The following is a 13,851-nucleotide window of genomic DNA, read 5'->3' on the forward strand; positions in this document are numbered from 1 at the left end:
CGAGGATCGGCGGCACCTGCCGGTCTCCCTACGCGCCGGCGTCCGAAGGGAGTCCGTCTTGGTCAGCCGTCGCGATGTCCTCGCAGGATCGGCAGCGACGCTCGGTACGAGCGCGTTATCCGTCTCGGTCGGCGGGCCCCGCCTGCAGACCGCGGCCGCACAGCCCGCCCGGCCCGCGGGCGGCGGCCCGAACGTCATCATGGTCCTCCTGGACGACCTCGGCTACGGCGACCTCGGCTGCTACGGCCATCCGCTGATCCGCACCCCGCGGCTGGACCGGCTCGCCCGCCAGGGCACCCGCTTCACTCAGGGCTACTGCGCCGCCCCCGTGTGCAGCCCCTCGCGCGCCGCGCTGCTCACCGGCCGCGTACCGCCGCGCACGGGCATACCGGACGTGCTCAGCCGCGACGACGCGCACGGTCTCGGCACGGCGGAGCGGACCCTGCCCGAGTACCTGCGCACCGCGGGCTACGTCACCGCGGCGATCGGCAAGTGGCACCTCGGCCGGCTCGACGCCCACCACCCGGCGCGGCACGGCTTCGACTCCTTCTTCGGCGTCGACGCGATGTACACGGCGGACACGTACCCCACCGAGGTCTGGCGCGACGAGCAACCCGTGGAGACCCTGAACAGCGACGCCGATCTGGCGACGCTCACCCGGCGCTTCACCGACGAGGCGATCGACGTCATCGACCGGGCCGGCGACCGGCCGTTCTTCATCTATCTCGCCGAGACCATGCCCCACCTCCCGCTCGCCGTCGAGCCCGAGTTCGACGGCGTCTCCCGCGGCGGCCTCTACGGCGACGCCATCGAATCCGTCGACCACCACCTCGGCCGCCTCTTCGACGCGCTCGCCGAGCGCGGTCTCGACCGGGAGACGCTGATCGTCGTCGCCGGGGACAACGGCCCCTGGTTCGAGGGCTCGTCGGGCGGGCTGAGGTCCCGGAAGTTCGAGGTCTTCGAGGGCGGCGTGCGGGTGCCGTTCATCGCCCGCTGGACGGGCACCGTGCCGCGCGGCCGGGAGTCGGACGACGTGGTCTCCTTCCTCGACCTGCTGCCGACGGTGTGCTCGCTGGCGGCCGTCGAGCCGGATCCCGGCGTGCCCCTGGACGGCACCGACCTGACGGCGACGCTGCGCGGCGCGCGGCTGCGCGAGCGCGCGCCGGTGCCGTTCTTCCTCAGCGCGCGGGCCGCGGCCGTACGGGACGGCCGGTGGAAGCTGCACGTCCGGCGGCGCGGCTCGGACCAGCGCTATCTGCCGGAGCTGTACGACCTCGACGCGGACCCGCGGGAGTCGGTGAACCTGACGGCGCGGCAGCCGGAGGTGACCGCGCGGCTCCGGGAGTTCCTGACGGCACTGGAGGAGGACATCGCGCGGGAGCAGCGCCCGCCGGTGGAACTCACCGCGGACCTGCCGCTGTTCGCGGACCGCCCCAATGCCGTACGGGTGCGGCTGACCCGCGCGCTGCGCCCCGGCGGCGAGCCCGTCGCGGAAGTGACGGTCTCGCTCGGGGCGCCAGCCGGCTGGGCGACGACGACCGTACGGGAGGTCGTGGACCTCGACACCGACCCGGTGCTCGACGTCGAGGTCACCCCGCCCGCCGCCGTCGCCGCCCCCGCGGGGCGGCTGGCGACGTACGAACTGACGCCCGGCGTCGAGATCGACGGGCGGACCGTGACCGGCGAGCCGGTTCGCGGCTACGCCGTGCCCCACGGCGACGACGTGGCCCTCGCGCTCGACGCGGGCCCGGCCGGTTCCCCGGTCACCCCCTCCTACCGCGCCCTGACCCCCGACTCCTCCTGGACGGAGGAAGCGGACTACGGCTGGACGGGCGGAGCGCCGGCACCCATGTCCCGCGACCGCGGCGCTCCCGACGTGCTGCGCCGCGACATGGTCAACAACCAGCCCGCGGCGCTGCTGCGGCTGCGCCTGCCGGCAGGGCGGAGCACGGTCTCCGTGCTGCGCGGCGACGACGGCTTCGCCACGCCCGGGATCGTCGTCGCGGCGGACGGGACGGAGGTGCTCGCGCCGGGACCGCAGGTGCCGGCGGGCGCGTACCAGTGGGAGGAGTTCGTCCTCGACGGCGGGGCGTCGGGGCGGGTGACCGAATTGCGCGTCGGCGCGCCGGACACCTCGAACTGGAAGATCGTGGCGCTGCTGGTGCGCTGACCCGGCCGCGGGCCGCTGCCCCGGCGAGCGCCGGGGCGGCGGGCCGTACGTCCGGGCGGGTCAGCGCCCGGTGGCGGCCCGGATGCCGCGCAGCAGCCCGTACTGCACGACGGCGAAGCCCAGCACCACCGCCGCCTGCAGCGGGATCCACACGTACCCCGCGGTGGTCGGGTCGAGCACCCCGGTGGCGAGGACGACGATGCTGGCCACCGCCCACGCGATGTTGATGTCGACCACCAGCGCCACCAGCCGCGCCGGCGGCACGGGCTTGCGGGCGAGCCAGGCGACGTCGGCGGCGTAGACGACGAGCACCGCGCCGAGCACGAGCAGCAGCCCGCGGCCCACGCCCAGGAGGTCGGAGACGGGCCCGGAGAGGGCCAGGTAGGCCAGCCCGTTGCCGCCGGTGACGACGGCGTCGAGGCCGAGCCAGCGGCGGAGCGTGATCTGCGGGGTGGAGGCGGCGGTCGGGGAGACGGCTGCGGACATGACGGATCACCCTCCGGACGACGTAGGTACTGGTCAGAGCCGGAACCCGGGCCGGAGTGCGCCGGTCCGGGCTCCGATGCCCCTACGGTGCCCGCCCCCGCTCCGCACGTCGATTACCGGCGAGGTAATGTCCGGCTCCCCACGGTCCGGATCCCGGGCGGTCGACCAGCCGGTTTCTGCGCTGTTGCGGTGCCGCGTCCGTGGCCCTACGTTTCCGGAAGCGGCCCGTGCCCGGCCTGAGATGAGACGGCGATGGAACTGGAACTGCGGCATCTCAAGCTCGTGCGCGCCATCGCGGAGACGGGGAGCCTCACCCGGGCCGCCGGCCGCCTCGGCCTCGCGCAGTCGGCGATCAGCGCGCAGCTCAAGCGCATCGAACGGGCCCTGGGCGGCCCGTTGTTCGTACGCGACCGGGCGGGCGCCAGGCCCACGGCCCTCGGCGAGCTGGTGCTCGACCGGGCGCAGGTGCTGCTGCCCGCGGTACGGGAGCTGCAGGAGGAGGCGGTGCGGTTCGCCAACGCTTGGGAGGACATGCACCGGTTCCGGCTCGGCGGTACGCACGGGCCGCTGCTGGGGGCGCTGGTGGACCGGCTGGCGGCGCTCCACCCGGACGAGCCGGTGAGCACGTACACCTCCTGGTCGGTACAGGAGATCAGCGAGATGGCGTCCTCGGGGCGGCTGGACTTCGCGCTGATCGGCGTCTGCGGCGAGAGCCCGCCGCCCGCCGAGGACCTGGAGTGGCGGCTCGTGGGCACGGACCCGGTGTACCTCATGCTGGCCGGGGACCATCCGGCGGCGGACGAACCGGAGCTGGAGCTGGGGCGGTTCCGCGAGGAGCGGTGGACGACGGTGCCCGGCGAGGGGTGCTTCGGGGACTGCTTCTCGGCGGCGTGCGCGCGGGCCGGGTTCACGCCGACGCCGATCCTGGAGACCGATACCGTCTCGTGCGCGCACCTGGTGCAGGTCGGCCGCGCGGTGGGGCTGTGCCGGGCGACCATGCCGCCGACGCCGGGGATCGCCACCGTGCCGATCACGGGGACGCCGCTGAGCTGGCGGCACCTCATCGGCTGGCACCCGGAGTCGCCGGCGGCGGGCACGGCGCCCGCCGTGCTGATGTACGCGCGCGCGGCGCACGCGGAGGCGGCGCGGCGCAACCCGGTCTACGCGAAGTGGCTCGCCACCCACCCCGAGTACGGCACCGCCGGCTGACGGGCCGCCCGGCCGCGGTCACCCCGCGTGCTGGTCCTCCGCCACCGGCTCCGCGCGCACCCCGGCCGCCGCCGCCCGGCGCACGACCGGGCCGCCGCACTCGCCGATCCACCGGCGCAGCACCCGGTGCACCGACTCGGCGCCCGCCAGCGTCTCCCCCGCGGGCACCGGCGGCGTCAGCCCCTCGGGCCAGAACAGGAACGCCCGGCTCTGCTCGCCGCCGAGGCCGCCGTGCGAGCCGATCTGGTCCTCGAAGGCGTGCACGGTGCCGGTCTGCGGGTCGTACGAGGAGTTGACCATGATGTCCGCGGCGTGCGGGAAGCGCGCGGTGCGCAGCACCGTCCCGGCGGCGCCGGGCCCGAAGGGCAGCAGCGGGTCGATGCCGACGACCTTGCCGGTCTCCAGGTGGTGCTCCGCGCCGTCGGCGCCGAGGACCACCGGACCGTGCTCCTCGGAGCGCACCAGCACGAAGCCCACCCCGGGGTGCTCCGTCAGCGCCGGCAGCAGCGCCGGGTGGCGGCGCTCGATCGTCTCCCGGCTGGCCACGCCGGGCAGTTCGGGGAAGGACACCAGGCCCAGGTTCCCGGAGCCGAGCACCACGGGCTCCAGGCCGCGGCGCCCCTCGCCGTCGTGCCCGTCCTCCGGGCGCTCGGGCCGGCGCAGCGCGGCGCGGGCGGCGGTGCGCGCCTCGGCGCCGCTCCTGGACTTGCCGGCCCGCCGCGAGACGGGCAGCCCGCAGCCGGCGCGTACCAGGTCCTGCAGTGTGAGGCCGTACGCGGCGGCGAACGTCGGGCCGTGGCTCTGGCCGTGGTCCGACAGCAGCACGATGCGGTACGGGCGCGGGGCGTGCTCGGCGGCCTTGGCGATGAGCGCTATGGAGCGGTCGATGCGGCGCAGCACCTGCTGGGTGTCGCGGTGCTGCGGCCCCGCGTAGTGCGCCACCTCGTCGTACGCGACGAGGTCGGCGTAGACCGCCGTGCGGCCCGCGAGCATGTCCCCTATGACGGCGGTCACGACGACGTCCCGGGAGACGACGGTGGCGAAGGCGCGGATGAACGGGTACAGCCCGCCGCGGCCGACGCGCGGCGTCTCCCGGCGCAGCCGGGAGCGCAGCGACTGGAACACCTCGCGGCCGGCCTCGGCGACGAAGGAGGCGAAGGTGCGGGAGGCGTTGGCGGGGTCGGAGAAGTAGGCGAAGTACCCGGCGCGGGAGCGGGTCTTCTTGTTCCGCCGGACGGCGACCGAGAGCACCAGGGCGAGCTGGGTGGCGCCGCCGGTGAACAGGTTGCCGCGGCTGGCGGTGTCACCGGGCTCGCCGGTGGCCAGCAGCCCGCGGGGCGCGGCCGGGTCCTCGGCACGCGCGGCGACCCGGCGCTCCAGCTCCTGCGCGGTGGAGGGATGGCTGCAGACCATCACCTCGCCGGTCTCCTTCTCGTACCAGCGGAAGGCGGGCACGTCCTCGTTGGTGCCGTGCAGGATGCCGAGCTGGCTGGCGCCCGTCTGGCTGGACCAGTCCGTGCGCCAGGGGATGAGCCGATGGCTGGTGCCGTGCCAGGAGGCGACGGTCTCCATCACCGGCGGCAGCCGGTGCGCGAGCAGCCGCTGCCCGCCGAGGCTGCGCCCGCCGGCCCGCTCGCGCTCCTGCAGCGCGGCGTGCAGCACGTCGTGGCCGACGCCGTCGAGCTGGAGGAAGACGATGCCGGGGGCGGCGTCAGGGGACACCGCGGGGGCGCCGCGGCGGTACGCGAGCCGGGCGAGCCGGCGGCGGTACGCGCCGTCGTCGCGGACGGTGAGCGCGGTGCTGGTGGCGGAGGACGCGGCGGACATCACCGCGGCGACGACGACGGCGGTCTCCGGGTTGGCCTCGCCGCGTCCTGTGGGGTTGAGGCTGAGCGCGATCAGCAGCAGGGAGCCGTTGAGGAAGAAGACGAGCAGACCGAGCACGAACGCGGGCACCAGCAGCAGGGCCCGGACGAGCACGGGCCACACCAGCGCGGAGAGCACGCCGAAGACGCCGGCGCCGACGGCGGCGGTGACGGCGATGTGGGTGGCGCTGTCCCCGTCGGGCGACTGGAGCCGGAAGTCGGGCAGGGCACCGGCGAGGATGAGCATCGTCACCGTGCCGACGGCCCACACGACGACGATCCGGCCGAGGCCGCGGGCGGCGGCGCGGCGGCCCTTGCGGGTGGCGGCCGCCCGCAGAGCGGTGAGACCGGCGCGGGAGTCGGTGCCGGGAGCGGAGCGGGAGGGGTGGTCCTCGTCCGTACGGGACTGGTCGTCCGCGTCCGTACGGAACAGGCTGTCTGTGTTCGTACGGAACCGGTCGTCCGGCTCGGCACCGGACCCGGGGCCGGGCTCCGCGCGGGACCGGGGGTCCCGCTCCGTACCGGACCCGGGACCAGGCCGCGTACCGGACTCGGGGTCCGGCTCCGTGCGGGACTGGTGATCCGGGTCCGCGGGGGACCCGGTATGCGGCCCGGACCCGGGGTCCGGGCCGGGTCTGGTGCCCTCCCCCGCGCCCTCCCCGGACGCGGGCTCCTCACCCGGTCCGGAGTACCCGCCGGGCGCCTTCCGCGGCTCTGTCATGCGCTGTCTCACCTCCGCTCCTGTCGTACCAGCCTTCCACAGCCGGGCGGCAACCCGTTCCGCCCGGCGCCGCGGGGCCGCGCGGGGCACGCGGGACGCCGTACCCTCGGTGGGGCCGGAGCTGGTGGTGGCGGCGGAGGGAGCGGGCGTTGCCGGTCGAGATCACGTGGTGGGGACATGCCACCGCGACCGTGCGGGACTCGGGGGTGCGGGTGCTGACCGACCCGCTGTTCGTGCCGCGGCTGATGCACCTGCGCCGGCGCCGCGGCGCGCTGCCGCCGCCCTCGGCCGCGATCGCGGACGTCGTGGTCGTCTCCCACCTGCACTCCGACCACCTGCACCTGCCGTCCCTGGCCAGGATCGCGCCCGGCACCCGGCTCGTGGTGCCGCACGGCGCCCGGGGCGCCGTCCCCGGGCTGGGGCGGCTCGCCGGGTCGCGCGGGCTGCCGGTGACCGAGGTGCGCCCGGGCGACGAGGTCGCCGCCGGGCCGCTGACGATACGCGCCGTGCCGGCCGCCCACGACGGCCGCCGCTGGCCGTACGGGTCGCGCACCGCGCCCGCGCTCGGCTACGTCTTCGAGGGCGAGGCCCGCACCTACTTCGCCGGCGACACCGGCCTCTTCGACGGCATGGCCCGCGCCGTGGGCGCGTGCGACGTGGCGCTGCTGCCCGTCGGCGGCTGGGGTCCGTTCCTCGGCCACGGGCACCTCGACCCCGGCCGCGCCGCCGAGGCGCTGGCGGAGCTGGCGCCGCGCGCGGCCGTGCCGGTGCACTACGGCACGTACTGGCCGATCGGCATGGACGCCGTCAGGCCGCACGAGTTCCACGCCCCCGGCCACGACTTCGTCCGCCGGGCCGCGGCGCTGGCCCCCGACGTGGCGGTGCACCGGCTGGGGCACGGCGAGGGCATGCGGCTGGAGGCGGCCCGTTGAGGGTGCCCAACCCGCCGCCCGCGCTGCTCGCCGCCGCCCGGGACGTGGCCCCCGCGCAACAGGCGGTGGGCTACCCGTCGCTGTTCCTGCTCGTGCTCGTCGGGTCGCTGGTGCCCGTGGTGCCGACGGGTGCCGTGGTCAGCTCGGCCGCCGTCGTCGCCTTCCACCACGAGGCCGCGTACACGCTGCTGCTGGTCTTCGGCACCGCCTCGATCGCCGCCTTCCTCGGCGACGTCGCGCTCTACTGGCTGGGCAGCCGCGGCGTGCGCTCGCGCAACGGCTCGCGCTGGCTGGACCGGCTGCGCGACCGGGTCGCCCCCGAGCAACTCGCCCACGCCCAGCGGAAGCTGGAGGAGCACCGGATCTCGGTGCTCGTGCTGTCGCGGCTGCTGCCGGCCGGGCGGATCCCGGTGATGCTGGCGTGCCTGCTGGCGCGGATGCCGCTGCGCACCTTCGTCCGCGGCAACTTCCCCGCCTGTCTGGCGTGGGCGGCCACGTACCAGTTGATCGGCATCCTCGGCGGCTCGCTCTTTCCCGAGCCGTGGCAGGGCGTGGCGGCGGCGGTGGCGCTGACGGTGCTGATCAGCGTGGTGCCGCCGGTGTGGCGCCGGCTGCGCGGCCACGGCGGCCGGGGGCAGGGCACGTAGCGCGTACGCGGCCATGCGCCGCGCGTACGCGCCGTGCCCTCCGCGCCGCCGTCACAGCACCCGCGACGATCCCACCGGCAGGTCCCACAGCTCCGCCCGCGGCCGGCCCGTGCGCTCCCAGGCCGCCCGCACCCGCCGCAGCGGCTCCAGCGGCGGCTCCGCCGAGAGCAGGAAGGTGCCGAAGTGCATCGGCGCCATCCGCCGCGCGCCGACGTCGCCGCAGGCGCGCACGGCCTGTTCGGGGTCCATGTGCACCGGGCCCAGCATCCAGCGCGGCGAGTACGCGCCGATGGGCAGCAGCGCGAGGGCGATGCCGGGCAGCCGGCGGCCGATCTCCTCGAAGAAGTGGCCGTAGCCGGTGTCGCCGGCGAAGTAGACCCGCCGGCCCGCGCCGTCGGTGAGCACCCAGCCGCCCCACAGCGAGCGGCAGGTGTCGGTGAGGGTGCGCTTGCTCCAGTGGTGCGCCGGTACGAAGTCGAAGCGCACCGGGCCGCCGGGCGCGGGCAGTTCTGCGGCCTCCCACCAGTCCAGCTCGGTGACCCGGGTGAAGCCGCGGCGGCGGCACCAGCGGGCGAGCCCGGCGGGCACGAACAGCGGGGTGGTGCGCGGCAGCCGCTTGAGGGTGGGGCGGTCGAGGTGGTCGTAGTGGTTGTGGGAGACGACGACGGCGTCGACGGGCGGCAGGTCCTCCCAGCGCACCCCGACGGGGGTGACGCGGGCGGGGGTGCCGAGGATCCGCCGGGACCACAGCGGGTCGGTGAGCACGGTCAGGCCGCCGATGCGCAGCACCCAACTGGCGTGCCCGGCCCAGGTGACGGCGACGGTGGCGGGGTCCGCGGCGGGCAGCGGCCCCGGCTCGTAGGGCAGCTCCGGGATCTCTTCGAGGGTCCTGGCCGACGGGCGGAACTGGCCGGTGCGGGCCAGCCGGGCGAGCATGCCGATGCCGGGGAGGGGGGCGTTGAGGCGGTCGGTGAAGGACCGCGGCCAGCGGCGGATCTCGCCGAGGGGACGCGGTTCCGCGGTGGAGCGCTCGGTCGGTGCGGCGGGGCTGGTGGCTCCCGTCCGCTGTGACTGGCTGGTCAACGGCGGACTCCTGTCAGCTCGGTGAGGGCCGATCCGAGGGACCTCAACGCCTCGGCCACCTGCGGCCATTCCGCGGGATCCGGCTGCTCCTCCCCCGCGGTTCCGGGGGCGGCGGGGGCGCCGGAAGCTGCCGGGACGGGCGCGGCGGCGGGGGTCAGGGTAGTCGCCGCGGCGGCGGGCGGCCGGGCCCGCGCCGGGGCGAGGGCGGCGGCGTGCGCGCCCCCGGCGCCGCCGAGCAGCGGCGCCGTCGTCACCCGCAGCCGCAGCGCGGTCAGATCGTCGCCGAAGCGCTGCGCGCCGGCGACCGCGCGGGCGCGGGTCCCGGGGCCCAGCGCCCGGACGACGGCCGTCTCCAGGTCCACGGCGTCCACGACGCCGCCGCGGGCCAGGTCCCGGCGCAGGGCTTCGAGGTCCGCGTACACGTGGTAGCCGGCCTGCGGCGGACGGACCAGCGCGCCGGCGGCGGTGAGCACGTCCCGTACGGCCGCGGTGAGCGCCGTGTGCAGCCGGACGCCCGCGGCCAGCCGGCCGGTGACCGCGGGCGGCTCGGCCAGCGCCGCCGCGGCGGCGGCCTCGACGGGCGGGGGCAACGGCGGCACGGCGGTGCCGAGCACGGCCAGCGCGGCGGCGTGCAGCACGGCGCCCGCGCGGGTGGCGGGGAAGCGGGCGACGGCGGCGGGCCAGCCGGGCGGGGTGAGCGTGCCGCCGAGGTCGGCGAGGACGACGACGTCGTCGGGCAGCATCTCGGCGGGGCTGACGAGGACGGTGGCATGCGGGTCGTGCAGGGTGTCGCGGTACGTCTCGTCGCTGACGACGAGCAGCCCCTCCCGGGCCGCCGCCTCGCACGCCTCGTGCACCAGCTCCGGCGGCGGCACGGTGCCGGTGGGGTCGTCGGCGACGGAGAGGACGAGCAGCCGCGGGTCGCCGCCCTCGGCCCGTACCCGCCGGACGGTCTCCAGCAGCGCGACCGGGTCGGGGGCGCCGCCGGACTCGGCGGTGGTGGGCACGCGGTGCACGGCGCGGCCGAGGATCGCCGGCTGCGCCGCGTACCAGGACGCGGAGGGGCGGGGCAGCAGTACCTCGCCCCCGACCGCGGCGACCAGGGCGAGGAGCAGCGCCGGGCCGCCGGGTGCGGCGGCGGTCTGCCCGGGGTCCGTGGCCAGGCCGCGGCGGTGCCAGTAGCCCGCGGCGGCGGCGCGCAGCTCCGGCCCGCCGCCCGGCGGCCCGGGGGCGGCGGTGGCGGCGCCGGCGAAGCCGTCGACGAGCTCCGCGGGAGGTGGCAGACCGGCGTCGGGGACGGCCTGCTGCATGCGCCACCTCCCGCCGTCACGCGCCCGTCGGGCGCTCACAAGAGTGCGAATCTCTCCCACTGTCCCAGATCGGGCGGCCACCGGGGCGGTGCGCTGCGCGCCTGGTCAGGTGAGGTGCGGCCGGGCGGGGGCGGCGGGGCGCGCGGGGCGCGTACGGCCCTGTGCCCGGCCCGTACGCCGTGCTGCCCGGCCCGTACGCCCTGGACGTCCCGTCCGGCCCGCTTTCCGTCCGCACGGTCCTCAGCCGCGCTCGCGCGCGCCCTCGCGGGTGCGGCCGAGCGCGACGGAGCGCTCGGGGTGCCGGCTCAGGTACTCGCCTTCGAGCTGCGCCATGCGGGTGTTGTGCATGGCGAGCGCCGCCGCGGAACCGTGCAGCAGCGTGTCGTGGCGGGTGCGGTGGATGGTCTCCAGCTCCCTTATCAGTTGCTGGTCGGTCAGCCGCGCGGGGGCGATGCCGCCCCGGCGCCGGTCGCTCTCGCCCATCTGCGGCTCTCCTTCGCGCCGGCGGTCTCCGTCTTCCAGGATCGGGCAATCCGGGTCCCGCTGCTACCCGGGGGACGCGCTCAGGTTCGCGGGGACTGCTTCTGCTGCCCGGATAGCGAGACGATACTTCTCGTCATACGAGACCGGAGTTACGCTGCCGCCATGGCCGTTTACACGCATGGACACCACGACTCGGTGCTGCGCTCGCACCGCTGGCGCACGGCCGCCAACTCGGCGGCGTACCTGACCGGCGAACTGCGCCCGGACATGCACGTCCTCGACCTCGGCTGCGGCCCCGGCACGATCACCGCCGACCTCGCCGCCCTCGTGCCCCGGGGCCGGGTGACGGCGGTGGACGCCGAGGCGGGGATCCTGGCGCAGACGCGCGCGGCGGCGGCGGAACGGGGCGTGGCGAACGTGGAGTTCGCCGTCGCCGACGCCGAGGCGCTGGACTTCCCGGCCGACTCGTTCGACGTGGTCCACGCCCACCAGGTGCTCCAGCACCTCGCGCACCCCGTGCGGGCGCTTGAGGAGATGCGCCGGGTGTGCCGCCCCGGCGGGCTCGTCGCCGCGCGGGACGCGGACTACGCGGCGATGACCTGGTACCCCGACGTGCCCGCCCTGGACGACTGGCTGGACACCTACCGCCGGGTGGCCCGCGCCTCGGGCGGCGAGCCGGACGCGGGGCGGCGGCTGCTGGGCTGGGCCCGCGAGGCGGGGTTCGAGGACGTCACGGCCTCGGCGGGCGCGTGGTGCTTCGCGACGGCGGAGGAGCGCGCGTGGTGGAGCGAGTCGTGGGCGGACCGCACGGTTTCCTCGTCGTACGCCCGCCTCGCGGTCGACGGCGGGCACGCGGACGCCGCGGCGCTGGCGCGGATCGCGGCGGGCTGGCGGGAGTGGGGCGCGGCGGCGGGCGCGTGGTTCGCGGTGCTGCACGGCGAGGTGCTGTGCCGGGTGCCGTGACGGCGCGCCGGGCCCGGCGCGTACCGGTGCCAACGGCCCGGCGTCCGGGCGGACTTCGCCGCCCCTAGACTCTTCCCCATGGAGATCCTCGGCACCTCACTGCGCATCTGCGTGGACGACCTGGAGTCCGCCGTCGACACGTACGAGAGGCTGACCGGCGAACAGGCCCAGCACTTCTCGCAGGCGGGCGTCTCCGTCGCCGCGGTCGGCTGCTTCCTGCTGATGTCCGGTCCGCCGGAAACACTCGACGTGCTGCGCCGAATCACCGCGACACTGGCGGTCAAGGACGTCGCCGAGGCGTACGCGACGCTCCGGTCGGTCGGCGCGGAGATCGTCGCGGGCCCGTCGGAGACGCCGATCGGGCGCAACATGGTGGCGCGCCACCCCGACGGCAGCATCTTCGAGTACGTCGACCGCCGCCGCTGACCCGCGCCGCCGACCGCTACCGCGGGGCGCCGCCGACGTCGGTCATCTCGACGGTCAGGGCCCAGCGTTCGTGGTCGCGCCAGGCGCCGCCGATGAACAGGTAGTCGGGCGAGAAGCCCTCCAGCCGGAAGCCGGCGCGCTGGGCCAGCGCGATGGAGGCGGCGTTGCCCGGCTGGACGTTGATCTCCAGGCGGTGCAGGCCGAGGTGGGTGAAGGCGTGCCGGACGACGAGGCCGATGCCCTCGGACATGAGGCCGCGGCCCGCGTACGGGACGAAGGCCGCGTACCCGAGGGCGCCGGAGAGGAAGGCCCGGCGCACGATGGCGTTGATGTTGACGAAGCCGGCGAGGGCGCCCGACTCCCGCTCGCAGACGAGGAAACCCTCGGTCTGCGGCTCGGTGAGCCGCTCCAGGTAGGCGCGGTAGTCGGCGGGGGTGGCGGGCGGGGACAGCCACGGGTGGTGGAGTTCGGCGCTGGCCCGGGCGCGGGCGAGGAACTCCTCCTCGTCCGCGGCGCGCGGGGTGCGGATCGCGGTGCGGGCGCCGGCCGCGATGACGTCGTTCTCGGGCACCGGGCGAGTGTACGCCCCGCCGCCGGTCAGGGGTTCGGCTGGACGAACCGCAGCCGGTTGCCGAACGGGTCGGTCAGCTCCAGGATCGTGCCGATCCCGGCGTCCTCTTCGAGTCCCGGCTTCAGGTACGGGTAGTCCTTGGCCTTCAGCTCGGCGTGCAGCTCGCCCGCGCCGTCGATCTCGACGTAGACCGTGGCGCCGGGGCTGGCGTCGCCGTGGTGCTCGCTCAGGTGGAGGGTGAGGTCTCCGCGGGAGACCTGCATGTAGAGCGGGAAGCCGTCGGCGAACCTGTGCTCCCAGTCGACCGTGAAGCCCAGGTAGTCGACGTAGAACTCGCGGGCCTTGGCGATGTCGAAGATGCGGAGGATCGGTGCGGTACGCCGGAAGAGGACAGTCATGTCTCCACTATGCCTCCGCCGCCAGCCGCTCGGCGAGACGGCGCATCTCGTCTCCGACCAGGTAGTGGCCGGGCAGCCCGGGGATCTCGACGGGGCGTCCGGTGGGGCGCCGGGGCGGGTGGCGGATGAGGTGGCCGAGGACGCGGGCGGCGAGTGCGGGGTCGTCGGGCGGGTCGCCGAGGACGTAGTGGTAGGCGTTCGGGCGCCAGTGGGGATAGCGCTCGGTGAGGCCGACGATCAGCGCGGGCGGACGGCGGCGGTACGAGGCGTACGGCTCGGCGTAGTACGAGGTGCGGCGGCCCTCGGCGACGTTGCACGACTCGCAGAGCAGGCCGCGGACCAGCCCGGAGACGTGGTGGTGGTCGACGACCAGCCGGGCCGGGCGCAGCCCGCAGACCGCGCACCGGCCGTCCTGCCACCGCCGTATCGCCGCGAGCGCCCCGCCCGGACCGGCCGCGGGCACGGGCGCGGGTGGGGCGGCGGCGGACGCGGGTGCGCGGGTCGCGCCGCCCGGCGCGCCGGGCGGCGTCCACTCGTGGCAGGCGGGGACCTCGGGGCCCCGCCCTGGCGTGCTGTCCATGGTGCCG

14 protein-coding genes are annotated in these 13,851 nt (G+C 76.3%); 6 read left to right on the forward strand and 8 right to left on the reverse strand.

All coding sequences use genetic code 11. The annotated features are described in order from the left end of the window. Positions 1-58 precede the first annotated feature (58 nt). Complete coding sequence (locus CXR04_RS04955; protein ID WP_234380067.1) at positions 59-2,170, forward strand: sulfatase family protein; 2,112 nt, start codon at positions 59-61, stop codon at positions 2,168-2,170. Between the two features lie 60 nt (positions 2,171-2,230). On the opposite strand, the gene CXR04_RS04960 is transcribed toward CXR04_RS04955, so the two are convergent. After that, positions 2,231-2,656, reverse strand: coding sequence for a hypothetical protein (locus tag CXR04_RS04960; protein ID WP_101420668.1), 426 nt, complete (start codon positions 2,654-2,656; stop codon positions 2,231-2,233). A gap of 252 nt (positions 2,657-2,908) precedes the next feature. On the opposite strand from CXR04_RS04960, the gene CXR04_RS04965 reads away from it, so the two are divergent. Continuing rightward, complete coding sequence (locus tag CXR04_RS04965) at positions 2,909-3,865, forward strand: LysR family transcriptional regulator (protein WP_101420669.1); 957 nt, start codon at positions 2,909-2,911, stop codon at positions 3,863-3,865. 18 nt (positions 3,866-3,883) lie between these two features. Here the strand turns inward: CXR04_RS04965 and CXR04_RS04970 are convergent, their stop codons facing one another. After that, the gene (locus tag CXR04_RS04970) at positions 3,884-6,451 is read right to left on the reverse strand and encodes a phage holin family protein (protein ID WP_101420670.1); all 2,568 of its coding nucleotides are present in this window, start codon (positions 6,449-6,451) and stop codon (positions 3,884-3,886) included. 149 nt (positions 6,452-6,600) lie between these two features. Between CXR04_RS04970 and CXR04_RS04975 the strand changes: the two genes are divergently transcribed. Together CXR04_RS04975 and CXR04_RS04980 are read left to right on the forward strand one after the other, a co-directional pair. Further along, positions 6,601-7,383: an MBL fold metallo-hydrolase gene (locus tag CXR04_RS04975; protein ID WP_101420671.1), complete on the forward strand. Its 783-nt coding sequence runs from the start codon at positions 6,601-6,603 to the stop codon at positions 7,381-7,383. Positions 7,384-7,385: 2 nt separating this feature from the next. Further along, positions 7,386-8,030 (forward strand): DedA family protein, encoded by a 645-nt coding sequence (locus tag CXR04_RS04980; RefSeq protein WP_101420672.1) that lies wholly within the window; start codon positions 7,386-7,388, stop codon positions 8,028-8,030. Positions 8,031-8,081: 51 nt separating this feature from the next. Here CXR04_RS04980 and CXR04_RS04985 read toward each other — a convergent pair whose 3' ends face one another. The 3 genes from CXR04_RS04985 to CXR04_RS04995 form a co-directional block, all read right to left on the reverse strand. Beyond that, positions 8,082-9,113 carry an MBL fold metallo-hydrolase gene (locus tag CXR04_RS04985; protein ID WP_101420673.1) on the reverse strand — a complete coding sequence of 344 codons (1,032 nt, stop codon included), beginning with the start codon at positions 9,111-9,113 and terminating at the stop codon, positions 8,082-8,084. Further along, positions 9,110-10,423 carry an aminotransferase class I/II-fold pyridoxal phosphate-dependent enzyme gene (locus tag CXR04_RS04990; protein WP_101420674.1) on the reverse strand — a complete coding sequence of 438 codons (1,314 nt, stop codon included), beginning with the start codon at positions 10,421-10,423 and terminating at the stop codon, positions 9,110-9,112. Before CXR04_RS04990 ends, CXR04_RS04985 begins: the two co-directional genes overlap by 4 nt. 240 nt (positions 10,424-10,663) lie before the next feature. After that, positions 10,664-10,906, reverse strand: coding sequence for a DUF6158 family protein (locus tag CXR04_RS04995; protein ID WP_101420675.1), 243 nt, complete (start codon positions 10,904-10,906; stop codon positions 10,664-10,666). Positions 10,907-11,068: 162 nt separating this feature from the next. Between CXR04_RS04995 and CXR04_RS05000 the strand changes: the two genes are divergently transcribed. After that, entirely contained in the window at positions 11,069-11,869 is an 801-nt protein-coding gene (locus CXR04_RS05000) for a methyltransferase domain-containing protein (protein WP_101420676.1), read from the forward strand. Between the two features lie 78 nt (positions 11,870-11,947). Further along, a complete protein-coding gene (locus CXR04_RS05005; protein ID WP_101420677.1) occupies positions 11,948-12,295 on the forward strand; it encodes a VOC family protein in 348 nt (115 codons plus the stop codon). Between the two features lie 16 nt (positions 12,296-12,311). On the opposite strand, the gene CXR04_RS05010 is transcribed toward CXR04_RS05005, so the two are convergent. From CXR04_RS05010 to CXR04_RS05020, 3 genes are read right to left on the reverse strand one after another with little or no spacing between them, the layout of a single operon-like run. Further along, entirely contained in the window at positions 12,312-12,866 is a 555-nt protein-coding gene (locus CXR04_RS05010; protein WP_101420678.1) for a GNAT family N-acetyltransferase, read from the reverse strand. A gap of 26 nt (positions 12,867-12,892) precedes the next feature. Next, complete coding sequence (locus CXR04_RS05015) at positions 12,893-13,264, reverse strand: glyoxalase superfamily protein (RefSeq protein ID WP_101420679.1); 372 nt, start codon at positions 13,262-13,264, stop codon at positions 12,893-12,895. A 7-nt stretch (positions 13,265-13,271) separates the two neighbouring features. Next, positions 13,272-13,844 carry an endonuclease domain-containing protein gene (locus tag CXR04_RS05020; RefSeq protein ID WP_101426197.1) on the reverse strand — a complete coding sequence of 191 codons (573 nt, stop codon included), beginning with the start codon at positions 13,842-13,844 and terminating at the stop codon, positions 13,272-13,274. Between the last annotated feature and the right edge of the window lie 7 nt (positions 13,845-13,851).

This window comes from Streptomyces sp. CMB-StM0423, from assembly GCF_002847285.1.
In the GTDB taxonomy this organism is placed as follows: Bacteria; Actinomycetota; Actinomycetes; order Streptomycetales; family Streptomycetaceae; genus Streptomyces.